This window comes from Dasania marina DSM 21967 (assembly GCF_000373485.1).
GTDB lineage: Bacteria > Pseudomonadota > Gammaproteobacteria > Pseudomonadales > Dasaniaceae > Dasania > Dasania marina.
On record NZ_KB891577.1, the window covers coordinates 39,568 to 62,649 of the forward strand.

Genomic DNA, 23,082 nt, shown 5'->3' on the forward strand with positions numbered 1-23,082 from the left:
ACCAATAGCAATATGACATTCTAGTATAGCGGCAGATATTTAATTAGCTTGAGAATCTTAATGTTTTTAGCTTGCGGTAAGCTTAAGGCAGCTTATCAATGTTCTGTTTAAAACGCATAGCACGCTCTAGCCGCTGCTTAATATTGTCGTTGTTTGGAGCTAGCTGCAAGGCTTCTAGCCAATAGCGTATAGATTGCTGTAGCTCTCCTTTGATGTAGTGCTGTTGGCCTAGCTCGATAATCTGTTCTAAGTGTTGAGAGAGTGCGAGCTTGGCTTTACTTAACCGGTCTAATTCTTGATCACTAAGACTGTCTTGTTGCGCCAGAGTGCTGATGATGGCCTGTATTTCAGGCCATTGCTGTAGTTGTATAAGCTTGTCCAGGCTTTGAGTTAGTTGTGTGGTGATCAATTGTTGTTGCTGCAGCGCTTGCTGTTGTTGTTGCTGTGCTGCCAGTTGCAGTTTTTTATTAACCGCGTGCTTGAGTGCACTGAGGTCGGTTTGCAGCGGCAGCGGCAGCTGCTGGGCTGCGGTGAGAAGGTTTTGTGCGTCATGCCATTGCTGCTGCTGTATAGCTGCCTCGACAGCAGTCATTAAAATGGGCAGGTATTGCTGGGAGCGCAAAAGGTTTTGTTGCTGTATCGCGATGTAATCAGCCTGCTGTGGTTCGGCCTGTAATAGCTGTTCTAGAATGCTTTGTGCCTGCTGCAGTACTGGTGCTTCTACTTTGGCGAGTCGTACTTTTTGTTGCGCGATAAAATGTTGCTGTCTGTCTTGCGCCTTGGCCAAGGCGGCAGTTAATGCGCTGGAGTGGGGGTTTTTATCCAAGGCGCCGTTAAGCAGCGTCAGCGCTTGCGGCCATAGATGTTGTTGTTGCAGTTGTTCGCCGCTGCGCAGTATTTGCTTGATGTAGTTATGTTGCTGGCTACTAACTTGGTCACGTTGCTGTTGTAGTTGCGTATAATAAGGGCTGTTGCTGGCGCTATCATCTATGAGCTGTAGCGCCTGCTCAAATTCATGATTATTGATAAGTGCGGTTAACTGCTGTTGTGGGTTTACCCCCCAATGGCTTATGGAACTACAGGCACTAATAAGTAACAGATAGCCTATGAATAGTAGCTTGCTACTGGCCATTATTACCGCTGAGATTTGTGTTTTGAGAGAGTATGTCTTCAATCAGGCTGTCCATACTGAGTTGGTGTTCTCGCGCAATGCTGTTGATAAGATAGGTCTTAACCTTTTTCTCTTTGCCGCGCACACGCAGCATTTTATTGGCTGCGGCAGAAATTTTATGACTATCTAGTGCCTGCTGACAAGCGGTGGCAGTGGCTAAAATTTCACCCGAGCCCGCTTCGCTACACAATCTGGACGCTAGGTTAACACTATCACCGACCACGGTATATTCCATGCGTTTTTGATTGCCCAGTACGCCGGCTAGCATGGGACCGCTGTTAATACCTATACTCAATTTAATTTCGGGTAGTTGCTGGGTGCGGCGGCGTTTATTTAAGGCGCCGGTGAGTTTTTGCATCAATATGGCGCAGGCAATGGCATGAAATTGATGCTGCGCATTTTTTTTAGGCGCGCCAAACACCACCATGGCGCAGTCGCCGATAAACTTATCAATGCTGCCAAAATACATATTGGCGCATAAGGTGAAGTAGGAGAAATACTCATTCAGCAGTTCGGCAACGTTTTCGGGGCTAAGTTGCTCCGACATGCTAGTGAAGCCCACAATGTCGGCAAATAATACCGTGGCATCGACGCGCTCACCTTTAACCTCGACAGTGTCTAGTTGCTGCAATAATTGGCTGGCTACATCTTTGGCTAAAAAGCGGTCTAGCAAGGATTCCACTTGCTGCTTTCTAATAAGCCCATCACTCATTTTATTAATCGTGCTGATGAGTTGCCCCAGCTCATCGTTGCGTCGCTCCTCCATGCGTTGAAAATTACCGTGGCTAATTTTATGTGTGGCGTTAAGAATTTGTTTAATAGGGTTAGAAATATGCAGGCCAATAAAATAGGCTGCCAGTAACCCTAGTAAAATAATGGCACCACTTACCCATAGTAGTAAGCGTAAGGTGTGCTGATAAATACTGGAGAGCATATCAGTGGCTAAGGCGATAATGACATAGCCGCCTGTTTTATCGTTGAAATCTATCGGGCTGGCGGCATGCACTATGCCATTGTCCTGTGCTTGGCTAAGACTTTTTAGCGATTGTTGCACGGTGTGGGTGAGGTGTGCGGTAATGTTGTTGCTAATATCGGGGCCGCTTTTGGCCAGCACTTGTAGTTGCGTATCAACAACGGTAACAGCCAGTACGCGTGGCAGCTGGGCAAAATTGTTGGCCATCAATTGCATCGATAGGCTGTCATCGGTAAACAGCGGCTCGCGCATGGCGCTGGCCAGTTGCTTGGCCATGGCAATACTAAAGTCATTGATTTGCTGGTTTTGAATATCGTGCTGTTTGTTGAGCGTGATAATACTCAGCACAGAAATACCTGTGATGATGAGTAGTGAGATCATCAGCGATAGCTTTACAGCTAAGGGCAATTGACTAAACAGGTTTTTTTTCATTATATTTTTTGCGCACCTTTAACGGCGGCGTTGTTATAGTCTGTTTAAGTATAGCGCTTATGGTCGTTACTGTTGTGACTCATATCTACTTTTAACAGGCATCGGTAGTGATGTTTAACGAGCTTAACTCCTGCTCGGTGGCCGCTTGTTGATGTACGTTATAACTTTCTTTTGATATTCGGCAATAATGGCAGGCTTGGGCGCGGTGTGATATTTTTGCCCAGCCGGTTGCCGAATGTTTTTTGGCCCAGTCATTGGGCGCGTAATAATAATCCCCTTGTTTAGTGCCGCGCATAGCTAAATAGTTGCTGTTGAGTATCATTTCCCGGTTGATATAGTCCAAGGGATCACCGCAAAATCGACAGCAGCGGCTACGAGAAATAATAATACGCCACAGTACTAGCGCCAATAACACCGCGGTACTACACAGAATTACCCCCAAGCCTAAAGAGATTATATTGCTGTAGCTGAGCCAGGCAATGCTAACCGCAGTTAATAACAGCAAGGTTTTAATCCACTTAAGGCTGTTATGAGTAAGCGTGCTTTCAATCTTACTGACGCGGTTATAGGTTTCGGGGCTATCCATTCAGTTGTTAGTTCCATTGTGAAGGTGTAGGCCGTTTAGGCAGTGCTAAGCTTATGGTAAGCGTTAAGTTGAAACAAGCGCTAACACAGGCTTTGCACTATGCTGTGATCCTGTTATAAAGGCCTTTCAGTGATAGGCGTAGTGTATAGGGTAAAGATGATGGCGAAACAGCGGTTAATAGTGGGTATTTCGGGTGCCTCAGGGGTGGTTTACGGTATTCGTTTACTTGAGCTGTTACAGCCTACTGATATTGAAACCCATTTGGTGATGACCAAGTCCGCCGAGTTAACACTAAGCTTCGAAAGCGATTTAAAGCTGGCTGATGTGCAGGCCTTAGCTGATGAAGTGCATGCGGTTAAAAATGTAGGGGCGGCCATAGCCAGCGGCTCCTTTAAAAATATGGGCATGGTGGTGGCACCCTGCTCGGTACGCAGCATGTCAGAAATAGCCAGCGGAGTAACCTCCAATTTACTCACTAGGGCCGCTGACGTGATGTTAAAAGAGCGGCGCAAGTTAGTATTAATGGTGAGAGAAACCCCGTTTCACACCGGCCACTTACGCACAATGACTGCGCTGTCAGAAATGGGGGCGATTATAGCGCCACCTTTACCCGGGTTTTACGCTAAGCCTAAAACCGTTGCTGATATCGTCGACCACAGCGTGGGCCGCACCTTGGATTTGTTTGATATAGATGTAGGCGTGGTGAATCGTTGGGGGGAGGGTTGAAGCTCTAATAGCCTAAGGCTATTAGCGCAGCGGCAAGCTTTAAGCTGCAAGCGACAAGAAAAAGCTTGTGCGGTAGGTTTGATAAATTAAAATTTTACAGGTTACAGGTTACAGGTTACAGGTTACAGGTTACAGGTTACAGGTTACAGGTTACAGGTTACAGGTTACAGCTTACAGCTTATAACTCTATCTCTAACTCATTCAGTTGAAACTCTTCGTCCATCAACGCACCTATCACATTGCTCTCCGCTAGATGGTGCGCGTACTGCATGTGCAGGCAGCGTACTTTATCCCATTGGGTAATCCCACCGATACCGTATTGCTCGAACAAGGGACTAAACCCTAGTTGCTCGATGAGAGCCTTGTCGTTGCTATCCATTTTTTGCCAGCGGCTGGCCACATAGTCGCGTTGATTCTGTAAAAATTGTTCCCGCAGTGCATAGTCATTTTGTAGGCGCTGTTCTATGGTTTTAACCCAGCCTAGCGTTTCTATACTGCCTATGGCTTTGCTCAGGGTTTTAGAGCTCAACCAATACAAGGTAGGGAAGGGTTGCTTGTCTACCAGTGAACGCATTTGCAACACTAGGGGGATGCCGCTGGCTGATTCGGCAGCAATGCTGACTATGCCTCTGGGGGGGCGGCCCAGTTGTTGTTGAATGAGTGTGAGCTGCTGCGGGCTTAACGTCATAGTGTAATGTAGGTTAGTTATCGGGCGGCCAGTATACCGAAAAAATGTAACGAAAGAGATGGTCGGCTGGCTGTGATGGCGTCGCTACAGTGGCTGCTAGTCACTCAATAATCGTTGTTTATATAGCCTTGTTACTTGAACACATATTTAAGTTTGTATGCTTAGTTTTATTACAGCTAACTGAGATTTATACACGTAAAAAACGTATAATTTGCGTCCCAAAAACTTATTAGGTGGGCGCGCAAGCGCCTAGAATTCATTATGGTAAAAATAGTCGATGCACTATTAGTGGGGGCCGGAGCGATGAGCTCCACTTTGGCCACCCTGTTAAATCAATTAGACCCCACGCTGAAAGTGGCTGTGGTCGAGCGTTTAGCCGATGTTGCTGTGGAAAGCACCTATGGCTGGAACAATGCCGGCACTGGTCATGCTGCTTACTGTGAGCTGAACTACACCCCGGAAACTGACGGTAAGGTGGATATTACTAAAGCCAAAGAAATTAACGCCGCCTTTGAGGTGAGCCAACAATTTTGGACGTATTTAGTGACTCGCGGGGTTATGCCTGAGCCGAAAAAATTTATTAATCGTACGCCCCACCTCAGCTTTGTATGGGGCCAAAAAAATGTAGACTTTTTGCGCCAGCGTTATGAGCTGATGAGCCAAGATCATCAGTTTCAAGGCATGCAATACAGCGAAGACCCCGCGCTTATCCAGCAGTGGATACCGTTGGTGATGAAGGGTCGTAAAGATAACGAACCGGTGGCGGCCACTCGAGTAGAGCGCGGTGCTGATGTGGATTTTGGTGCCTTGGCCAGAAGCATGATTCGCTATCTGCAAGCACAGGATAATTTTGATTTAATGCTGGGTCACTCGGCGGTGAATATGAAGCCCATGCCCACGGGTGGCTGGACGGTATTATTAAAAAATAATATTACCGGCAAGCGCCGCTTTGTGCGCACCCGCTTTTTGTTTTTAGGTGCCGGCGGTGGTGCAGTGCGCTTATTGCAAAAATCAAAAATCAAAGAAGGCCGTGGCTACGGTGGTTTCCCCGTCAGTGGCCAGTGGCTGGTATGTGCCAATCCAGAGGTGGTTAAGCAGCACAATGCCAAGGTCTATGGCAAAGCAGCGATAGGTGCGCCGCCTATGTCGGTACCGCATTTAGATACCCGTAATATAGGTGGCGAAACGGCGCTGTTATTTGGCCCCTTTGCCGGTTTTACCACCAAATTTTTAAAAGAAGGTTCCAGTATGGATTTACCCAAATCCATTAAAGGCGATAATATAATGCCCATGTTATCGGTGGGCTTACATAATATGTCACTGACTAAATACTTAATTGGCGAGGCTATGCAGTCGCAGCGTTCGCGCATGAAGTCTTTGCGTCAATACTTTCCTGAAGCCCGTGATGAGGACTGGACGCTACTTAACGCTGGTAAGCGTGTACAGATCATCAAGAAAGATGAAAAGGGCAAGGGTAAGCTGGAGTTTGGCACCGAGATCGTAGCCAGTGCCGATGGCTCGCTAGCGGCTTTACTGGGGGCGTCGCCAGGTGCGTCTACCTCTACTCAAACCATGATTAGTGTTATTGAACGTTGTTTTGCTGATCGCTTGGAGAATGATGGCTGGAAAGACAAGCTCAAGGCTATGATCCCCTCCTATGGTGAAAGCCTAAGAGAAAATCCTGAGCTATTGGCCGCAGTGAGGGCGAAAAATATCAGTACCTTAAAGCTGGATGGTGAAGGTTAGGCCCTAGCTAGCAGCAAGAAAAAGACGAAAAACCGATAACGATGTTATCGGTTTTTTTTGCGCTGCAGTTTGGCGAATGAATGTTTAATAATGCGCTGGGTGATTAACGGCAGCTAATAGGCAGTTGCAAGAGTTCTACGTTGGTTTGGTTGTCGCCACTCACTTGCATAGCTGCAGGAACCTCATCAAATCCACACACCCAAGAAACGGGGCTGGCCGGGGATAGTTCAACATAGATAGGCCTTATACTGACTTGCTTACCGTTTATTTGCGGCAGTGCTTTATTGCCTAGGGTGAGCTGTAGTGCACCATCAATAACAGTGACTGAGGCTAGATAGTTGCCCATGATTTTATCGGCATCAGGTAGCCCTGCAGTACTGTTGTTGCTGGGAAAGGTGGCGGTGGCTAGGTAGTAATCGGCTATGGTTTTTTTAAAGGGCGCTATGAGATCCAGGCTTTCTTTAATTTGCTTTTGCGCCACGCGATGACTGGTGTTGGGCATGGCCATAGTGAGTAATATAGCTATCACTGCTAGTACGACTAGAATTTCTATTAGAGTAAAGCCTGCGGTGGTTTTACGGCTGGGCATGAGGCTTATCTTCCTAATATTGTTTGAATGTCTATTGTGAATTAGGTTTGTGAGTTGCTGCCTGTTGTTTGCGTTGCGTGACGGTTTTTAAAATATCGACTTTTTGTTGCTCGCTGGCTTTGCCCCATAGCAGTATCTCATCCAGGCTGCGCAGGCAGCCTATGCAAATATCTTTATGGTTTAGGCAGCAGTTTCTGATGCAGGGGGAGGCGATGGTGTCCATGGTTTAACGTTAGCAAAGAATGGGGGGGAATGCTTGTGGTAAATGTTGGGGTGGTGTTATGGAAAAGGCCCGCGCCATTGAGGGTGTGAGCCTGCTGCTTGTTTGGGTAGATTAATGCGAGGGGGATTGAATAACAAAAGCTTTAGGCTTTTGTTACCCCTGCGGGTCGCCATGGAAGGCTGGCGTTAGCATGCCCCACGCAGTGCTTTGTGAATCGGGGCTTAAACTCGATTCCGCCGCTGGCGGCCATTACAAAAAAGGCCCACCCTATTGAGGGTGTGAGGGGTTTTTGGGTTTGGGTATATTAATTCGAGGCGGATTGAATGATAAAAGCTTTAGGCTTTTATCACCCCTTCGGGGCGCCATGGAAAGCTGGCGTTAGCATGCCCCACGCAGTGCTTTGGGTATCAAACTTTGCTGTAAGCAAAGTTTGTGAACCGGGGCTTAAACTCAGTTCCGCCGCTGGCGGCCATTACGGAAAAGGTCCGCCCTATTAGGAATGTGAGCTGGTTTTGAGTTTGGGTATATTAATTCGAGGCGGATTGAATGATAAAAGCTTTAGGCTTTTATCACCCCTGCGGGGCGCCATGGAAAGCTGGCGTTCAAACTTTGCTGTAAGCAAAGTTTGTGAACCGGGGCTTAAACTCAGTTCCGCCTCTTGCTACCATTACAAAAAAGGCCCACCCTATGGGTGAGCCTTTTTTGTAATGGTAGCAAGAGGCGGATTTGAACCGCCGACCCCATCATTATGAGTGATGTGCTCTAACCAGCTGAGCTACCTTGCCAAAACTTGTTGTCGATAAATCCCTATCGTAATGTTCAGCTACCGTGCTAAACATGTTGAACAGTTGTCGAAATAGCTTGTTCAGGAGGCGCGTATTCTGGCGATCTGGTCGCTTGTTGTCAAGCCGTTAGACCGCCTTTCTGCGCTTTTAAACGTTAAATTTGAAGTGTACGACGTCACCGTCTTTGACGATGTAGTCTTTGCCTTCTAGGCGTAGTTTGCCGGCTTCTTTAGCGCCTTGTTCACCGTTGTAGGTGATGAAGTCCTCGTAGGAGATGACTTCGGCTTTAATGAAGCCGCGTTGAAAGTCAGTGTGTATCACACCTGCGGCTTCGGGGGCGGTGGCGCCTTTGGGTATGGTCCAGGCGCGTACTTCTTTGACTCCGGCGGTGAAGTAGGTGTGTAGGCTGAGCAGTTGGTAGCCAGCGCGTATTACTCTGTCTAGGCCCGGCTCTTCCATGCCTAAGTCGGCTAGGAATTCGTTTTTTTCTTCATCATCCAGTTCGGCTATTTCGGATTCTAGCTTATTGCAGATGACCACGACGATGGCGTTTTCTTCGGCGGCTATGGCTTTAACCACATCTAGGTGGGGGTTGTTGTCAAAGCCTTCTTCATCCACGTTGGCGATGTACATGGTGGGCTTGATAGTTAATAGGTGCAGGCTGGGCAGCACTTCTAGTTCGGCATCGCTATAGCTTAATGAACGTGCAGCGTTGCCCTCTTCAAAATGGGGGATGAGTTTTTCTAGTAGGGCTTTTTGGGCACTGGCCAGTTTGTCGCCGCCTTTGGCGACGCGGGTGACACGTTGTAGTTGTTTTTCGGCGCTGTCTAAGTCGGCCATGGCCAGTTCTATATTGATAATACCTATGTCGTCGGCGGGGTCGATTTTGTTGGCGACGTGGATAACGTTGTCATCGTCAAAGCAGCGCACTACGTGAGCGATAGCATCGGTTTCGCGTATGTTAGCTAAGAACTTATTACCCAGGCCTTCACCCTTGGAGGCGCCTTCTACTAAGCCGGCGATGTCAACAAACTCCATGGTGGTGGCGATGGTTTTTTCGGGTTTAACAATAGCGGCCAGTGCATCTTGGCGCGGGTCGGGGATAGGTACTGTGCCGGCGTTGGGTTCTATGGTGCAGAAGGGAAAGTTTTCTGCGCCTATGCCAGCCTTGGTTAAGGCGTTAAATAAGGTTGATTTACCTACGTTGGGTAGGCCAACTATGCCGCAATTAAAACCCATGATCTGTTCCTGTTGTCTGTGTAGTGCTGTCGTGTAAAAGCCTAGGCTTTTATGCTGTGTAGATAGTTCATGGCTTTAGCCCAGTCGCCTGTTAAAGCGTGGGGCAGGGCGCGTATGCTATCGTCAATTATATCCATCATCATTTGATATTCTTTGGCCGGTGCTTTGTTAAGCACGTAGCCGGTCACTTTGTCGGATGAACCGGGGTGGCCTATGCCTATACGTAGGCGGTGAAAATTTTTGTTGTTACCCAGTGTGGCTATGGTGTCGCGCAGGCCGTTGTGGCCACCGTGGCCGCCGCCTTGTTTAAAGCGTGCGGTGCCTGCGTCTATGTCTAGTTCGTCGTGGGCAACTAAAATATCTTCGGGTGCAATTTTATAAAACGTGGCCATAGCTGCTATGGCTAGTCCGCTGCGGTTCATAAAGGTGCTGGGAATCAGTAAGCGTACATCGTGGCTATGGCCCTGGCTATCAACGAGGTTGATGCGGGCAGTGTCGCCATAAAATTTAGCTTCGGATTTGAGCGTGCCGTTATAGTGTCGGGCCAGCTCGGTAACGAACAAGGCCCCAGCATTGTGGCGTGTTTCTTCATATTCACGGCCTGGGTTACCCAGGCCTACGATAAGTTGAATTGCGCTCAATGTTGGGGCCTTATTGTCTTACTTGGCAATACTAAAAAGGGGCAAGATTACTCTGCGCCACCTTCTTCTTTAGTTTCGCCTTCAGCTTCATCAGCTGCGTCGTCATCGCTAGCAGCACCACGTGGTATGTTAACAGCACATACTAATAGATCGTGATCTTCACCGTGACTTAGGGCAACACTTTCTACGCCTTTAGGTAGTACTAGGTCAGAAATGTGCAGGTTGTCACCAGCGTTTAGCGCAGCCATATCGACTTCGATAAACTCGGGTAAGTCTTTAGGTAGGCAAAACACTTCTAGGTCGTTTAATGCATGTGAGGCGATACCGCCTTCTTGCTTAACGCCAGGGCAGTTTGCTTCGTTGATGAAGTGCAAAGGTACATGCATGGTGATTTTGGTTTTAGCGCTAACGCGCATAAAATCAACGTGCATGAAGGTTTCTCTGGCGGGGTGGCGTTGTACGTCTTTAATAACCACTTGCTCAGCTTTACCATCAAGGTTTAAAGTGATTAAGCTAGTGAAAAACGCTTCGTTGTTAGCAAGCTTAACGATTTCGTTTTCAGCAAATAGGATGGGGGTAGGTTTTTTCTTACCGCCACCGTAAATGATGCCTAACACTTTGTTGTCCAGGCGACGCAGGCGGCGGCTCGCACCTTTCCCTAAGTCAGCTCTGGTTTGTACGTCTAAAGTAAATTCGCCAGACATAATATGTCTCCTATAAGTAGCGAAACTCACCAAGGCCTGCGACCGGCGTTTAGTGAGGGTTGCGAGCGGCTTAACGGGTAGTTAGTTACGCTCTTTAAGTGTTTACCGATAAACAAATATTTATCGGTAAACGGTATTTTTTGGGCCGCTTTACACCTTAATGTAAAACGGCAAAAGGGACAGCGTATAAAAACTGTCCCTTTTGTTTAGCCGCGTTGCTGTTGGCTAAGTTTCTATTTAACGAAAGAGTGCGCTAATCGACTCTTCGTTGCTGACTCGGCGTACCGATTCAGCTAATAAATTGGCCATGGATAATTGACGTATACAGCCTAGTTGCTTGGCTTCGTCGCTTAGTGGAATAGTGTCGGTGACAACTAATTCATCCAGTGCTGAGTTTTTGATATTGACTAAAGCATTGCCTGACAGTACTGCGTGAGTACAGTAGGCGACGACTTTTTCAGCGCCGCGTGCTTTTAGAGCTTCAGCGGCTTTACATAAGGTGCCAGCGGTGTCGACCATATCATCAACCAATATGCAGGTGCGGCCTTCAACTTCACCAATAATGTGCATCACTTGTGCTTCGTTAGCCTGTGGGCGGCGCTTGTCTATGATGGCTAGGTCGCAATCATCAAGTTGCTTGGCTACGGCGCGGGCGCGTACTACGCCGCCTATGTCGGGTGATACGACTACGATGTTTTGGTAATTTTGCTTGTTGATGTCATCTAACAATACGGGTGAGCCGTAAACGTTATCTACGGGTACATCAAAAAAGCCTTGAATTTGTTCTGCGTGTAAATCGACGGTTAATACGCGATCTACACCTACGCCGGTCATCATATCGGCAACGACTTTAGCGCTAATGGCTACTCGTGAAGAACGTACGCGTCTATCTTGGCGAGCGTAACCGAAATAAGGCACAACAGCAGTTACGCGGCCAGCAGAGGCGCGACGCAAGGCATCGATCATGACGATCAATTCCATAAGGTTGTCGTTGGTGGGCGCACAAGTTGATTGAATAATAAATACGTCGGCACCACGAACATTCTCGTTGATCTCTACCGCGATCTCGCCGTCACTAAATTTGCTGACATCGGCATCACCCAGAGGGATGTGCAGCTGCTCGCTAACTTTTTGAGCCAGTTCGGGGTTAGCGTTACCGGTAAAAATCATTAACGTAGACAAGGCGGGTATCCTGCTTGTGGGTATGTGATTGTGGGTATCTGTAGCTTCAGTGCTGTGCACCGAAACTGCTAGGTTAGAAGTATAACCTTTTGGCCGGTGTGCCGCTCAGTATCTGCAGCGGACTTGTAAAATAGGTGGGTTGAGCTCTTAACCCTGCTGGCTAGAAGCTAGGCTTCTTTTTCCAACGTCTCACGTCAAAAGCGTGAGTTTTCTAAATATGGCTGGGGCGGCAGGGTGGATTCAAGCCTTACGGCTTTCAGGGCTAAAGCCCCATCATCTTTGATGATGTCCAAACGCTGTTGCGTTTGTCGAACCTCGTTCGACTCCTGCTGGTTAGAAGTTACACTTCTTTTCCAGCGTCTCACGCCCCCTTTTATTTCTAAACAGGGTGTGAGCTTTCTAAATATGGCTGGGGCGGCAGGATTCGAACCTGCGAATGCTGAGATCAAAACCCAGTGCCTTGCCGCTTGGCGACGCCCCAATAAACTTTTATAGGCCTGCTCTAGTTATAGAGCTTCATGTGACAAGGAGATTGGTTCACTCCTCTAGCCACAAAGCCTGTTAACTCGGCGGGCAACTCATGTAAAACCTGTAGTGCTGATGCGTGATCAGCAAACTGGCCAAATATACAAGCGCCGGTGCCGGTTAATCGAGATTTTGTCTTTTGGCTCAACCACTTAAGTGCGCTATCCACTTGCGGGTAAATTGCCCTTACAATAGGCTCACAATCGTTCCTGTGATCCTCCTCGAAAACGGCGGCTATTGTGATGGGTGGGCTGTTACGTGTCAATTGTTTGTTTGAAAAAATTTGCAATGTGGATACTTCGCAATCAGGTTTCACTACAAGATACCAATAATCGGGTATTTTTAGAGCAGTTAGGCGTTCACCCACCCCTTCGCCCCAGGCACTTTTGCCTTCAACAAATAGCGGCACATCGGCACCCAGTTGCAAACCTAATCGTGCTAACTCAGCTAAAGGCAGCTGTAATTTCCATAAATAATTAAGGCCGACTAAGGTGGTGGCTGCATTGGAACTACCGCCGCCCAAACCGCCACCTAAAGGCAAAATTTTATCCAGTTGTATATCGGCCCCTAATTGGCAACCGCTATGTTGTTGTAATAATTTAGCGGCGCGCACAATTAAATTATCGTTTTCGGCGACGCCTGCTAGGGCGGGGCTGAGGTTGATTTGTGCATCCTCACGCAGGCTAAAGTGTAGCTGGTCTCCGTAATCTAACAGTTGAAATAAGGTTTGCAGCTGGTGATAACCGTCGGCGCGCTGGCCGATAATGTGTAAAAACAAGTTGAGTTTGGCAGGAGCCATTAACGAAAGTGTGGTCATGTGGCGGTATATTCTTGTGCTTAGAGTTGTTGGGCTAGGTCGTCGTCGCTGCACTCTGCGTCCAGTGACCAGTTTTTAAGTAGTAGGGTCACCTTGAGCTGGGGGTGGCTGGCAACGGCTTTTCTGGGCAAGCTGTGGCCGTCTAGGCTTAGCCACTGCCGGTAATCTACGCGCCAGCCCATTTGGCTGAAGCCCTCGTGATCTTGTTGGCTAATAGCGTGGCCGGGGGCAGGTAGGCCACGTACCCAATACAATAGTTGGGTGACGGGCAGCTGCCAGCCTTGTTGCGCCAGTAGTTGTTCGGGGTTGTCGGCGCTGTACAGTTGTTCGCTGGTTTGCAATTGCGCCTGTTGGCCGTTACCCCATAAATGGGCTGCGCCCTGGCCTAGGGGGCCGCTAAGGCGTATATCAAATTGCTCACCACATTGCTGCCAATTGACGTAGCCGGTGTTGGCGTCGGACGCGCTGCGTAGGCCTATTTTACCGCCTATCAGCCATTGCTGTATGCCGCGATTGGCCTGCTGCTGGGCCTGGCTCAGCCATAGTGCACCCTCTGGTTGTGGTTGGTGGCTACAGGCGCTGGCTAATAACAGCAGGCTAAGGGTGGTGAGTAAGTTTGATGTGCGTATAGCCATGTTTAGGGTTGCGCCTTCTGGCCAGGCGGATGTGCGGTGGTGATGTCACTGCTGTCATTCAACAGGCGTTGCATGGTGTTTTCTATCAGGGGGTTGTTGGGGTGTTTTTCCAGCGACTGCTGCCATATTTGGCGGGCTTTTTCCGGCTGATTCAGCATCCATAACACTTCGCCTAGGTGTGAGGCTACTTCGGGGTCGGGGAAGTGGCTGTAAGCTTTTTCTAGCAGGCTGAAGGCACGGTTAAGATTGCCGCGGCGGTATTCTACCCAGCCTAGGCTATCGAGTATGGCGGGGTCGCTGGGCTTTAAGCTCAGCGCTAGGCTAATTAAGGAGAAGGCTTCGTCTAGGCGCTCGCTACGATTGGCCAGCACATAGCCCAAGGCGTTTAGCGCGGTGACGTTTTCTGGGTCTTGGGCGATGATATTGCGCAGGTCTTGTTCCATTAACGCAAAATCGTCTCGTTTCTCGCTAACCAATGAGCGCATGTATAGCAGGTTGGCGTGATTGGGGTGTTGCACCAAGGCTTCACTGAGTAGGGCATGGCATTGTTGGTATTGCTGTTGGCTAAGCAATAGCTCAGCCTCGATAAGATAAAAGCGCAGTGCTAAATCGGGGTGCTGTTGGCGGCGTTGTTGTAACATGGCCAGTGCGCCGGCGTTATCACCTTGTTGGCTGTAGAGTTCGGCCATACGGTTACTGGCGGCTATGTAATCATCCCCTATTGATATGGCTTGGTAGTGGTCTATGGCTACGCTGAGTTGATTTTCGCGCTCGGCTATTTGTGCGAGATAATAGCGGGCTTCATTGTTGCGGGTGCCGGTGGCTAGGGCGAGGGTGAAGTATTGTTTAGCTTGCGGGTAGTCGTTGAGCTCGGTGTTAATCAGCGCTAGCGACATGAGTAAATCGATCTCATTAGGGGTATCAGCTAGCAGGTATTCAAATTGTTCGCGGGCCTTGTTGAGATCTTTTTGTAGTAGCAGGCGGGCATATTGCAAACGCAGACGGCGGTTGTTGGGGTATTGCTGTTGTATGGCCTCTAGCCTGACAAAGGCTTCTTCGTGCTTACCCATTTGTTGCAGTAGCCGCGTTTCTATAATCACCGCTTGTATGTCGCTGTTATCCAGCGCTACGCCCTTGCGGGCTGAGGCCAGTGCTAGGCTGAGTTGGTTTTGGCTTTGCTGCAGAATGGCGCGGCTAACATATAATTGGCCGTACTGAGGGTGGCGCTTAATTAATTCATCTATGGCCGAGGCCACCATTTGCTGGCTGAGCGCAGGCATGTTGAGGCTGGAGGCCGCAATCGCGGTAAAGTTGGTGGCGCCGCCGACTTTGAGTACCCGCTCCATATGTTCTAGAGACTCTAGCGGTTGATTGTTTTGCGCCAGCAAAGTAGCGGTAGTGTATTGGGCCTCGGCGCTATCGGGTTCTAACTCTGCCCACAGCTGTGCCATATCCAGTGCGGCGTTTTGTGCTTTCATATACTGGGCAAGGCGAGTCGCGCGGGTGGCCACGCCTGGGTCACGGGTTTGATGGGCTTGTTGCACGTAGTGGTCTAGGGCGACATCGAATTGATCGCGACGTACCGCAAACTCAGCCACTAGCAGCTGGTGAAAGCTCTCGGCCGGAAAGGGGCGCTTGGGTATAGCTGCGGCAGCTTTGGGTTGAGCAGGCTTATCAGCCGTGGCTGGGGGTGTGTCGACGGCGTGCTGAGGGGCGGTACAGGCGCCTAGCTGTAGGGTGAGCAAGGCAATAAGCCACAGGTAGTTCTTCATAAATACAGTGTTCCTTCAATTGCTCTCATAATGACACAAAGGCCTGTTAGAAAACCAGCTAGGCGGGGGGCTAAGTCTGAGCTGGGGCTGGAAAAAGTCGATTTTAACGCTTGCTAGGCTTACTTTGGTGTCGTTAAGCAAAAATAGTTAGACAAAGTCAGGCGAAGATCAATCCACATTTGCTCGCTAACTTGATAGTATTAGGCGCTTTTTTAGGGTTTGGCCAAAGCAGCCATAATTAGGTTGGGCAAACTGAGATGACTTTGTAAGGTTCGCCAACAGCAAATGGCTTTATTAGCACTGGGTATTAATCACAAATCGGCACATGTGTCTCTGCGCGAGCGCGTGGCCTTTGCGCCTGAGCAAATGACCGAGGCGTTGCAGGATTTACTGACGACCGCGGCCATAGACGAGGCGGTTATTTTATCCACCTGTAATCGCACTGAGATTTTTGCCGTAATCGGCAGAGAGGGTGATAGCGCTGAGGGTGATAATGCCGAGGGCGGCGCGGCCAGCCAGCGTATCTTACAGTGGCTGGCGGACTATCATCATCTATCCTTGGCGGATTTGCAGGCCTGCTATTACGAGCATCACCAAGAGCAGGCGCTGCGTCATATGGTGGCGGTATCCAGCGGTCTGGATTCTATGGTGTTGGGTGAGCCGCAAATTTTTGGCCAAATGAAATCGGCCTACGCGGTGGCACAGGAGGCAGGGGCGATCAACTCGCAGCTGTATAATGTTTTCCCGCATGTGTTTTCCTTGGCTAAAAAAGTACGCACCGATACTGCCATAGGCGAAAACCCGGTGTCGGTAGCCTTTGCCGCGGTGACCTTGTCGCGCCATATTTTTTCAGACTTGAGCAATACCTCAGCGCTATTAATTGGTGCTGGCGAAACCATAGAGCTAGTCGCTAGGCACCTGTTTGAAAATGGCGTGGGTAGCATAGTCGTGGCCAATCGTACCTTGGGGCGCGCGCGCGAGTTGGCGCAGCAGTTTGGCGCCGAGGCGGTGTTACTATCGGAAATCCCCGAGCAATTAGTTAGCGCCGATATAGTGATTTCGTCTACCGGCAGCCAGCTACCGATTTTAGGCAAGGGTGCCGTGGAGCACGCCTTAAAAATACGCAAGCACAAGCCCATGTTAATGGTAGATATCGCAGTGCCGCGGGATATAGAAGAGCAAGTCGGCGAGTTAGAGGATGTGTACTTATATACGGTTGACGATCTCACTGAAATCGTCGATGCAAACCGCCAGAGCAGGCAGCAAGAAGTGCGCAAGGCCGATGTTATTATTAATGAAGGCGTATGCGATTACTTGCAAAAACTGCGCTCCTTGGATGCGGTAGATATACTCAAAGCTTTTCGCTCCCAGTCAGAGCAAATACGTGATGCCGAATTGCTTAAGGCTTTAAAACAATTAGAAAAAGGTGAACAGGCCGAGCGTGTACTGGAACAGATGGCGCGCAGCCTAACCAATAAGTTGATACACAGCCCCAGCATAGAAATGAAGAAGGCCAGTGCCCATGGCCGTAAAGATTTAATCAGTTTGACACAACAACTGTTTGGTTTGAAAAAATAAAGCGGCAAAAACGGGTCATGGCTATAGCGCGTGAGCGCGTCAAGACCATTCGCAGTAAACAGCCTGCCCGCGCAGGTCTACCGCATCTTAATTAAAAGACATGATATGAAGCAATCGTTAGTAAATAAGCTAGAAAACTTAATCGATAGGCACGAAGAAATAGCCGCTTTGCTCAGTGATGGCGACGTGATTAGCGATCAAAATAAATTCCGCGCGCTGTCTAAAGAGTATGCCGAAATAGAACCTGTGGTGAAATGCTATGAACAATACCGCGTGGCCCTAGAAAATATCGAAGAAGCGCAGGTGTTGATGGATGATAGCGACCCTGAAATGCGTGACATGGGCAAAGAGGAGTTTAAAAGTAGCCAAGCGCAAAGAGATGAGTTGGAGCAGGAGCTGCAAAAGCTGTTATTACCCCGTGACCCCAACGATTCCAATAATGTATTTTTAGAAGTACGGGCTGGCACCGGTGGTGATGAGGCGGCGATTTTTGCCGGTGATTTATACCGTATGTATTCACGCTACGCCGAAAACCAAGGTTGGAAAATTACCGTAGTGACTGAGCGTGCAGGCGATCACGGCGGCTTTAAAGAGATTATTGCCAGCATTAGTGGCCAAGATGTTTACGCCCATTTAAAATTTGAGTCTGGTGCACACCGCGTGCAGCGCGTGCCTGAAACCGAATCGCAGGGCCGAGTGCACACTTCCGCCTGTACCGTGGCGGTTATGCCTGAACTCGATGAAGTGGATGCCATAGAAATTAATAAGGCCGATATACGGGTTGATACCTTTAGGGCCTCAGGTGCCGGTGGCCAGCACGTTAACAAAACTGACTCGGCGATACGGATTACCCATATGCCTACTGGCATAGTCGTGGAGTGCCAGGACGAGCGTTCGCAGCATAAAAACAAAGCACGTGCCATGTCCTTATTGCAGTCGCGCATCTTAACCGGCATACAAGATAAGCAGCAGCAGGAGCAGGCCAGTGAGCGCCGCAGCTTAGTGGGCAGTGGCGACCGCTCTGAGCGCATACGCACCTACAACTATCCGCAAAGCCGGATTAGCGATCACCGCATTAACTTAACTCTATATAAACTCAATGAGATTATGGAAGGCGCGTTGAACGAAGTGATAGAGCCGCTGCGCAATGAGTATCAGGCTGACCTATTGGCGTCTATGGGCGACGAATGAGCAGCATAGCCGAGCTGTTAGCCAGTCGCAGCAGCTTAGCGGCTGTAAGTGATACGCCCGGCTTAGATGTTGAGTTATTACTAGCGCATTGTTTGGATAAAGATCGTAGCTATTTAAAAACCTGGCCAGAGCGCGAGGTGGGCGAGCAACAACAGCAGCAGTTTGCGGTGCTATTACAGCGTAGGCAGCGCGGTGAGCCTATAGCCTATCTGATAGGCAGTCGCGGTTTTTGGACGCTGGATTTACGTGTCAACGCCTCTACCTTAATCCCCCGCCCCGAAACCGAATTACTGGTAGAGCTGGCCTTAGAAAAGTTGGCCGATACTGCGCTGGCACGTATTTTAGATTTAGGTACCGGCACCGGCGCTATAGCCTTGGCCATAGCTTCAGAAAATAATCATTGGCAGGTGCTGGCCTGTGATGTGCAAGCGGAGGCGGTGGCGCTGGCGCAAGACAATGGCCAGCAAAACAAGATTCATAATGTTGAATTTTTACAGTCCAATTGGTTTGCGCAAATTCCTGTGCAGCAATTTGACTTGATCGTTAGCAACCCGCCTTACATCGATCCAGCCGACCCGCATTTAGCCCAAGGCGATGTGCGTTTTGAACCGCGCAGTGCCTTGGTTGCCGCCGGCAAAGGCTTGGCGGATATCCGCCATATTATTCAACAGGCGCAAGCCTATTTAGAACCTGGGGCTTGGCTGCTGCTGGAACACGGTTATGATCAAGGCCCAGCCGTGCGTGAGTTGTTGCATACACAGGGTTATAGCGCAGTGGCTACACGACAAGATATAGCGGGTATGGATAGAGTGTCACTGGCGCAATATCCCGCCACGGCATGAGGTAATAGTAATGAACGACGAGCAGTTACTACGTTATAGCCGGCATATTATGATGCCCGATTTTGATGTGGCCGGTCAGCAAGCGCTTATAGACGCTAAGGTGTTAATTGTGGGCATGGGCGGCTTGGGTTGCCCTGTTGCATTGTACCTGGCGGCGGCTGGTGTAGGTGAATTGTGGTTGGCCGATTTTGATGCTGTGGATATCAGCAATCTACAGCGCCAAATTGCCCACGATGTGGCGGATGTAGGCCGCCCTAAGGTGATCTCGGTACGCGAGCGTATAGCCGCGATTAACACTGACGTGCGGGTAGAATGTATTAACGAGCATTTAGCGGGGCAGCTGTTAGATGATGCCCTCAAGCATGTTGATGTGGTGGTAGATGCCAGCGATAACTTCGCCACCCGTTTTGATATTAACCGCGCCTGTGTGGCGGCGAAAAAACCCTTGGTATCCGGGGCGGCTATACGCAGCGAAGGCCAGGTGGCGGTGTTTGACAGCCGCGACGCTAACAGCCCTTGTTACCGCTGCCTGTACGATGATAATGCCGATGACAGCCAGCTAAGCTGCTCACAAAGTGGCGTGTTGTCACCCTTGGTGGGGGTGATAGGCTCTATGCAGGCCTTGGAAACGATCAAAGTTATCAGCGGTTTTGGCCAGCCTTTAATCGGCCAGTTAATGATATTTGATGCCAAGGTTATGGAGTGGCGCAAGCTCACATTACCCAAAAATACCAGCTGCCCAGTGTGCGCATCTTAGCTACACAGACTTTCACAGACATCATGCAGCCCTTCGTGAGCTATTGTGCTTTTATGCACTATTCTTAATGGCGTTGTTGATTAATAAAGGCTGCTGCATTGAGTAATAAATAAGTAGAAGCCCTGCGAGTAAAAATAAAAAACGTTAGAAAACGTACTCAGCCATGTGGGGGCCTATGTCTTTACCAAAGGCTTACAGGGCTGCTATACCTATGTGAACCAAAAGGTTTTAGAGATGTTTGGCAGGCGCTATGACGAGGTCATAGGCAAAGGTGACAGCCAGTTTTCCCATAATAGCAAGGTGCTGATTGGTTTTTCAACGGACATAACAGAGCGCTATGAGTTAAAAGAAAGCTATCAACAGCAGGCTAATACCGACGCCTTAACCGGTTTATTTGATCGTAGATGTTTTTTTGAAAATGCCGATAGAGGATAAAGTTTTATTGGCAGTAGTCAAAAACATTATCCCGAATGTGCGTTTAGAAGATGTGCTTGCCAGAATAGGGGGGAGTTTTCTGTGTTGTTACCAGAAACTACGCCTGATAAAGCACAGTTGGTAGCCGAAAGAATTCGAGCTTATCAAGATGCTAATGAGTTCGCGGCTGAAAACGGTATTCATATAGCAGTTAAACTCAGCGTGGGTGTGTCAGCATTAAGAGCGACTGATGAAAAGTTTTTAGATCTATACTCGCGCTCTGATAAGGCGTTGTATCAGGCAAAATATAAAGGTAAAAATACTGTGTATTACCTATCCTAAGGTTAGCATTGAACTAAATAATATCGCTGTGTCTAAGCCCCGAATAATAACGAATAAAACAAGGCGGAGAATATTTACCATGAGCAAACTAAGCAACACTTATTACTGTATGCAGGCGCAGCTGTTGGATAGAACAGCCTGCCTAAGCGGCCTAGCACCGCTATTGCTGCGCTTGTATTTAATTCCCGTATTTTGGATGGCAGGCAGCAGTAAAATTGATTTCACCACCCTAATGCCCTATGCCGGAACCGTGCAGTGGTTTGGCGATTACTTAGGTATGCCTCTGCCTACCTTAATGGCTTTTTTGGCTGGCTGGGCCGAAGTGTTAGGTGCTGTTTTTTTGGCGGCAGGCTTTGCGGTACGTTGGATTAGTATTCCACTTATGGTCACCATGTTAGTGGCGGCTTTTGCCGTGCATTGGCCCAATGGCTGGCAGGCCATAGCTGATGCCAGCGCGCCCTTTGCTAACGAACGTGTGGCCGAAGCGACTATGCGTTTAGAGCGAGCCAAAGAAATTTTAACAGAACACGGTAATTACGCTTGGTTAACCGGGCGTGGTTCGCTGGTGATAGTTAATAATGGCATAGAATTTTCCATTACCTATTTTGTTATGTTGTTGTCGCTGTTCTTTAGTGGCGGTGGTCGCTATGTAAGCCTAGATTATTGGCTGAGTCGTGCTTTTCCTAAGCCGTAAACACCCAGTAATTTTCTATACCTAAGTACTGTAAAAAATACTGAATTTATTTCGGTATTTTTTATCTGTCTATATGTATAGCTGTTTGCATATCGTAATGTCAGGCAGGAAGTGCTGTGTTTAGCTTTGTGGCAGGGGCGTATGGATAAATTGATTTATGGCTGCTTGTTGATTAACCGGCATTTGCTGAAAGGCTGTGATAGGACAAAATACAGTTAAGGCCTGCCGCCAGCGCCTACCAGCGTCTATAGAGATATCCATATTACGATGCTTGGCACCGAGGCTGGCCTCAAAGCCCCAGTCCGGCTGGTCTTCTGGAATGAGTCTGCGCGCTAGGGTAGTAATAAGTGGGCGTAAAACAACCTGATAGGTGCTAGAATACTGGGCTATTCATTGCAACATATAAGAGATACGCCCTTGTTAGGTAAGTTATTTGGAAAGAAAAATAAGGCTGAAGTGACATCTTCAGCGCCTCAGGCCAAAAAAGCCGATAAAAAGCCCCACGGCCGCGGCAAGCATCAACAGAGCAAAAAAGCCAAACCTCAGCAGCCTGCGTGGACTGTTGATCAATTTAAAGTCCCGGTACTGGATGGTAAAGCGCGTTTTCACGACCTAGGCATAGACGATAGGCTGATGCACGGCATTGCCGACTTGGGTTTTGAATACCCTTCAGCCATACAGGCAGCGTCGCTACCTCATACCCTGCAAGGCCACGATGTTATAGGCAAGGCACAAACCGGTACCGGTAAAACAGCCGCTTTTTTAATTACCATTATTAACGACTTATTAAACAACCCTATAGAGGGTGAGCGTTTTGCGGGTGAACCCAGAGCCGTCATCATAGCCCCTACCCGTGAGCTAGTGGTGCAAATAGCCGATGATGCCCGGGGCTTGCTGAAGCACACAGATATTAATGTGGTGACCTTAATTGGCGGTGCTGATTATCAAAAGCAACAACAACAGCTGCAAAATAACTGTGTTGATATTGTGGTTGCCTCGCCGGGGCGCTTAATCGATTTTATGCAGCGCGGTGATTTGTATTTAGATCAGATAGAAGTGTTGGTTATAGACGAAGCCGACCGCATGTTAGATATGGGCTTTATACCGCAGGTGCGTCGTATTGTGCGTTCAACCCCGCGTAAGGAAGATAGGCAAACACTGTTATTTAGTGCCACCTTTACCCCGGAAGTCCTTAGTCTCACCGAGCAATGGACCTTTAACCCCATCACTATAGAGATAGAGCCCGAGAGTGTTGCTACCGATAGTGTCGAGCAAAAAGTCTTTATTGTTGCAGCCCAGGACAAGTATCGGTTACTTAAAAATATCGTCACCGACGACAGTGTTGAAAGCGTTATAGTATTTGCCAACCGTCGCGATCAGGTGCGTAAATTATCTGAGCGTTTACAGAAAGCCGGTGTGAAGTGCGGCATGTTATCGGGCGAGGTGCCACAGAATAAACGCACCTCTACCCTGCAGAACTTTAAAGATGGCAAGTTGAAAGTGTTAATTGCCACCGATGTTGCGGGCCGGGGTATACATGTTAAAGGCATTAGTCATGTGGTGAATTACACGCTGCCGGAAGATCCGGAAGATTATGTACACCGTATAGGCCGCACCGGTAGAGCAGGCGCTAAAGGCACCTCTATTAGCTTTGCCTGTGAAGATGACGCCTTCTTGTTGCCCACCATAGAAGAGTTGTTAGGCGATAAGTTAAAATGTGAGCAGCCGCCGGAAGAGCTGCTGCGCTAAATATAGCGCCTGCTAAGTAAAGATAAAACGAAACGCCTCAAACAGAGGCGTTTTTTTATGGGCCAGATTTATGGGCGAAAT

Annotated in this window: 24 protein-coding genes and 2 tRNA genes; 10 read left to right on the plus strand and 16 right to left on the minus strand. The window is 48.8% G+C overall.

What is annotated here, in order from left to right:
* Positions 1-82: 82 nt before the first annotated feature.
* From B067_RS0108245 to B067_RS0108255, 3 genes are all read right to left on the minus strand, one after another.
* Complete coding sequence (locus tag B067_RS0108245) at positions 83-1,132, minus strand: tetratricopeptide repeat protein (RefSeq protein ID WP_019529607.1); 1,050 nt, start codon at positions 1,130-1,132, stop codon at positions 83-85.
* Positions 1,122-2,576, minus strand: coding sequence for an adenylate/guanylate cyclase domain-containing protein (locus B067_RS0108250; protein ID WP_019529608.1), 1,455 nt, complete (start codon positions 2,574-2,576; stop codon positions 1,122-1,124). The genes B067_RS0108245 and B067_RS0108250 overlap by 11 nt, the downstream gene beginning before the upstream one ends.
* 91 nt (positions 2,577-2,667) lie before the next feature.
* On the minus strand, positions 2,668-3,162 hold the full coding sequence (locus B067_RS0108255; RefSeq protein ID WP_019529609.1) for a hypothetical protein: 495 nt from the start codon (positions 3,160-3,162) through the stop codon (positions 2,668-2,670).
* Positions 3,163-3,318: 156 nt separating this feature from the next.
* Here B067_RS0108255 and B067_RS0108260 point away from each other — a divergent pair, with 156 nt between their 5' ends.
* Positions 3,319-3,888, plus strand: a complete 570-nt coding sequence (locus B067_RS0108260; RefSeq protein WP_019529610.1) for a UbiX family flavin prenyltransferase — start codon at positions 3,319-3,321, stop codon at positions 3,886-3,888.
* A 178-nt stretch (positions 3,889-4,066) separates the two neighbouring features.
* Here B067_RS0108260 and B067_RS0108265 read toward each other — a convergent pair whose 3' ends face one another.
* Complete coding sequence (locus tag B067_RS0108265) at positions 4,067-4,576, minus strand: DUF501 domain-containing protein (protein WP_019529611.1); 510 nt, start codon at positions 4,574-4,576, stop codon at positions 4,067-4,069.
* 261 nt (positions 4,577-4,837) lie between these two features.
* On the opposite strand from B067_RS0108265, the gene mqo reads away from it, so the two are divergent.
* Positions 4,838-6,322: a malate dehydrogenase (quinone) gene (mqo, locus tag B067_RS0108270; RefSeq protein ID WP_019529612.1), complete on the plus strand. Its 1,485-nt coding sequence runs from the start codon at positions 4,838-4,840 to the stop codon at positions 6,320-6,322.
* Positions 6,323-6,425: 103 nt separating this feature from the next.
* On the opposite strand, the gene B067_RS0108275 is transcribed toward mqo, so the two are convergent.
* From B067_RS0108275 to B067_RS0108325, 11 genes are all read right to left on the minus strand, one after another.
* The gene (locus B067_RS0108275; protein WP_019529613.1) at positions 6,426-6,911 is read right to left on the minus strand and encodes a pilin; all 486 of its coding nucleotides are present in this window, start codon (positions 6,909-6,911) and stop codon (positions 6,426-6,428) included.
* A 31-nt stretch (positions 6,912-6,942) separates the two neighbouring features.
* Positions 6,943-7,134, minus strand: coding sequence for a DUF1289 domain-containing protein (locus tag B067_RS0108280; protein ID WP_019529614.1), 192 nt, complete (start codon positions 7,132-7,134; stop codon positions 6,943-6,945).
* A gap of 708 nt (positions 7,135-7,842) precedes the next feature.
* Positions 7,843-7,919: transfer RNA gene (locus tag B067_RS0108285), tRNA-Met, on the minus strand.
* Positions 7,920-8,066: 147 nt separating this feature from the next.
* On the minus strand, positions 8,067-9,158 hold the full coding sequence (ychF, locus tag B067_RS0108290) for a redox-regulated ATPase YchF (protein WP_019529615.1): 1,092 nt from the start codon (positions 9,156-9,158) through the stop codon (positions 8,067-8,069).
* Between the two features lie 41 nt (positions 9,159-9,199).
* On the minus strand, positions 9,200-9,799 hold the full coding sequence (gene pth, locus B067_RS0108295; RefSeq protein ID WP_019529616.1) for an aminoacyl-tRNA hydrolase: 600 nt from the start codon (positions 9,797-9,799) through the stop codon (positions 9,200-9,202).
* Between the two features lie 47 nt (positions 9,800-9,846).
* Positions 9,847-10,503 (minus strand): 50S ribosomal protein L25/general stress protein Ctc, encoded by a 657-nt coding sequence (locus tag B067_RS0108300; protein WP_019529617.1) that lies wholly within the window; start codon positions 10,501-10,503, stop codon positions 9,847-9,849.
* Positions 10,504-10,740: 237 nt separating this feature from the next.
* Positions 10,741-11,673, minus strand: coding sequence for a ribose-phosphate pyrophosphokinase (locus B067_RS0108305; RefSeq protein WP_019529618.1), 933 nt, complete (start codon positions 11,671-11,673; stop codon positions 10,741-10,743).
* Between the two features lie 418 nt (positions 11,674-12,091).
* Positions 12,092-12,166 (minus strand) — tRNA-Gln (locus tag B067_RS0108310).
* Positions 12,167-12,187: 21 nt separating this feature from the next.
* A complete protein-coding gene (ispE, locus tag B067_RS0108315; protein ID WP_020700291.1) occupies positions 12,188-13,027 on the minus strand; it encodes a 4-(cytidine 5'-diphospho)-2-C-methyl-D-erythritol kinase in 840 nt (279 codons plus the stop codon).
* Between the two features lie 20 nt (positions 13,028-13,047).
* Complete coding sequence (gene lolB / locus B067_RS19970; RefSeq protein ID WP_019529620.1) at positions 13,048-13,662, minus strand: lipoprotein insertase outer membrane protein LolB; 615 nt, start codon at positions 13,660-13,662, stop codon at positions 13,048-13,050.
* A gap of 2 nt (positions 13,663-13,664) precedes the next feature.
* Complete coding sequence (locus B067_RS0108325; protein WP_019529621.1) at positions 13,665-15,434, minus strand: tetratricopeptide repeat protein; 1,770 nt, start codon at positions 15,432-15,434, stop codon at positions 13,665-13,667.
* 285 nt (positions 15,435-15,719) lie between these two features.
* Here B067_RS0108325 and hemA point away from each other — a divergent pair, with 285 nt between their 5' ends.
* From hemA to B067_RS0108360, 7 genes are all read left to right on the plus strand, one after another.
* The gene (gene hemA, locus B067_RS0108330) at positions 15,720-17,012 is read left to right on the plus strand and encodes a glutamyl-tRNA reductase (RefSeq protein ID WP_019529622.1); all 1,293 of its coding nucleotides are present in this window, start codon (positions 15,720-15,722) and stop codon (positions 17,010-17,012) included.
* 105 nt (positions 17,013-17,117) lie between these two features.
* Entirely contained in the window at positions 17,118-18,203 is a 1,086-nt protein-coding gene (gene prfA / locus B067_RS0108335; protein WP_019529623.1) for a peptide chain release factor 1, read from the plus strand.
* Positions 18,200-19,045: a peptide chain release factor N(5)-glutamine methyltransferase gene (gene prmC / locus B067_RS0108340; RefSeq protein WP_019529624.1), complete on the plus strand. Its 846-nt coding sequence runs from the start codon at positions 18,200-18,202 to the stop codon at positions 19,043-19,045. The genes prfA and prmC overlap by 4 nt, the downstream gene beginning before the upstream one ends.
* Positions 19,046-19,055: 10 nt before the next feature.
* Positions 19,056-19,802: a HesA/MoeB/ThiF family protein gene (locus B067_RS0108345; RefSeq protein ID WP_019529625.1), complete on the plus strand. Its 747-nt coding sequence runs from the start codon at positions 19,056-19,058 to the stop codon at positions 19,800-19,802.
* A 213-nt stretch (positions 19,803-20,015) separates the two neighbouring features.
* On the plus strand, positions 20,016-20,237 hold the full coding sequence (locus B067_RS0108350) for a hypothetical protein (protein ID WP_156820792.1): 222 nt from the start codon (positions 20,016-20,018) through the stop codon (positions 20,235-20,237).
* An 81-nt stretch (positions 20,238-20,318) separates the two neighbouring features.
* Positions 20,319-20,558 carry a diguanylate cyclase gene (locus tag B067_RS0108355; protein ID WP_019529627.1) on the plus strand — a complete coding sequence of 80 codons (240 nt, stop codon included), beginning with the start codon at positions 20,319-20,321 and terminating at the stop codon, positions 20,556-20,558.
* A 79-nt stretch (positions 20,559-20,637) separates the two neighbouring features.
* Positions 20,638-21,252 carry an HvfX family Cu-binding RiPP maturation protein gene (locus B067_RS0108360; protein WP_019529628.1) on the plus strand — a complete coding sequence of 205 codons (615 nt, stop codon included), beginning with the start codon at positions 20,638-20,640 and terminating at the stop codon, positions 21,250-21,252.
* Positions 21,253-21,372: 120 nt separating this feature from the next.
* Here B067_RS0108360 and B067_RS21805 read toward each other — a convergent pair whose 3' ends face one another.
* Positions 21,373-21,513: a hypothetical protein gene (locus B067_RS21805; protein ID WP_019529629.1), complete on the minus strand. Its 141-nt coding sequence runs from the start codon at positions 21,511-21,513 to the stop codon at positions 21,373-21,375.
* 156 nt (positions 21,514-21,669) lie between these two features.
* On the opposite strand from B067_RS21805, the gene rhlB reads away from it, so the two are divergent.
* Positions 21,670-23,001 (plus strand): ATP-dependent RNA helicase RhlB, encoded by a 1,332-nt coding sequence (gene rhlB, locus B067_RS0108370; RefSeq protein ID WP_019529630.1) that lies wholly within the window; start codon positions 21,670-21,672, stop codon positions 22,999-23,001.
* Positions 23,002-23,082: the final 81 nt, after the last annotated feature.

What these genes read in the sequence shown, in the direction of transcription:
- B067_RS0108245 (WP_019529607.1), bottom strand. Translation starts at nt 1,132, where the DNA reads ATGGCCAGTAGCAAGCTACTATTCATAGGCTATCTGTTACTTATTAGT.
- B067_RS0108250 (WP_019529608.1), bottom strand. Translation starts at nt 2,576, where the DNA reads ATGAAAAAAAACCTGTTTAGTCAATTGCCCTTAGCTGTAAAGCTATCG.
- B067_RS0108255 (WP_019529609.1), bottom strand. Translation starts at nt 3,162, where the DNA reads ATGGATAGCCCCGAAACCTATAACCGCGTCAGTAAGATTGAAAGCACG.
- B067_RS0108260 (WP_019529610.1), top strand. Translation starts at nt 3,319, where the DNA reads ATGATGGCGAAACAGCGGTTAATAGTGGGTATTTCGGGTGCCTCAGGG.
- B067_RS0108265 (WP_019529611.1), bottom strand. Translation starts at nt 4,576, where the DNA reads ATGACGTTAAGCCCGCAGCAGCTCACACTCATTCAACAACAACTGGGC.
- mqo (WP_019529612.1), top strand. Translation starts at nt 4,838, where the DNA reads ATGGTAAAAATAGTCGATGCACTATTAGTGGGGGCCGGAGCGATGAGC.
- B067_RS0108275 (WP_019529613.1), bottom strand. Translation starts at nt 6,911, where the DNA reads ATGCCCAGCCGTAAAACCACCGCAGGCTTTACTCTAATAGAAATTCTA.
- B067_RS0108280 (WP_019529614.1), bottom strand. Translation starts at nt 7,134, where the DNA reads ATGGACACCATCGCCTCCCCCTGCATCAGAAACTGCTGCCTAAACCAT.
- ychF (WP_019529615.1), bottom strand. Translation starts at nt 9,158, where the DNA reads ATGGGTTTTAATTGCGGCATAGTTGGCCTACCCAACGTAGGTAAATCA.
- B067_RS0108300 (WP_019529617.1), bottom strand. Translation starts at nt 10,503, where the DNA reads ATGTCTGGCGAATTTACTTTAGACGTACAAACCAGAGCTGACTTAGGG.
- B067_RS0108305 (WP_019529618.1), bottom strand. Translation starts at nt 11,673, where the DNA reads ATGATTTTTACCGGTAACGCTAACCCCGAACTGGCTCAAAAAGTTAGC.
- ispE (WP_020700291.1), bottom strand. Translation starts at nt 13,027, where the DNA reads ATGACCACACTTTCGTTAATGGCTCCTGCCAAACTCAACTTGTTTTTA.
- lolB (WP_019529620.1), bottom strand. Translation starts at nt 13,662, where the DNA reads ATGGCTATACGCACATCAAACTTACTCACCACCCTTAGCCTGCTGTTA.
- B067_RS0108325 (WP_019529621.1), bottom strand. Translation starts at nt 15,434, where the DNA reads ATGAAGAACTACCTGTGGCTTATTGCCTTGCTCACCCTACAGCTAGGC.
- hemA (WP_019529622.1), top strand. Translation starts at nt 15,720, where the DNA reads ATGGCTTTATTAGCACTGGGTATTAATCACAAATCGGCACATGTGTCT.
- prfA (WP_019529623.1), top strand. Translation starts at nt 17,118, where the DNA reads ATGAAGCAATCGTTAGTAAATAAGCTAGAAAACTTAATCGATAGGCAC.
- prmC (WP_019529624.1), top strand. Translation starts at nt 18,200, where the DNA reads ATGAGCAGCATAGCCGAGCTGTTAGCCAGTCGCAGCAGCTTAGCGGCT.
- B067_RS0108345 (WP_019529625.1), top strand. Translation starts at nt 19,056, where the DNA reads ATGAACGACGAGCAGTTACTACGTTATAGCCGGCATATTATGATGCCC.
- B067_RS0108360 (WP_019529628.1), top strand. Translation starts at nt 20,638, where the DNA reads ATGAGCAAACTAAGCAACACTTATTACTGTATGCAGGCGCAGCTGTTG.
- B067_RS21805 (WP_019529629.1), bottom strand. Translation starts at nt 21,513, where the DNA reads ATGGATATCTCTATAGACGCTGGTAGGCGCTGGCGGCAGGCCTTAACT.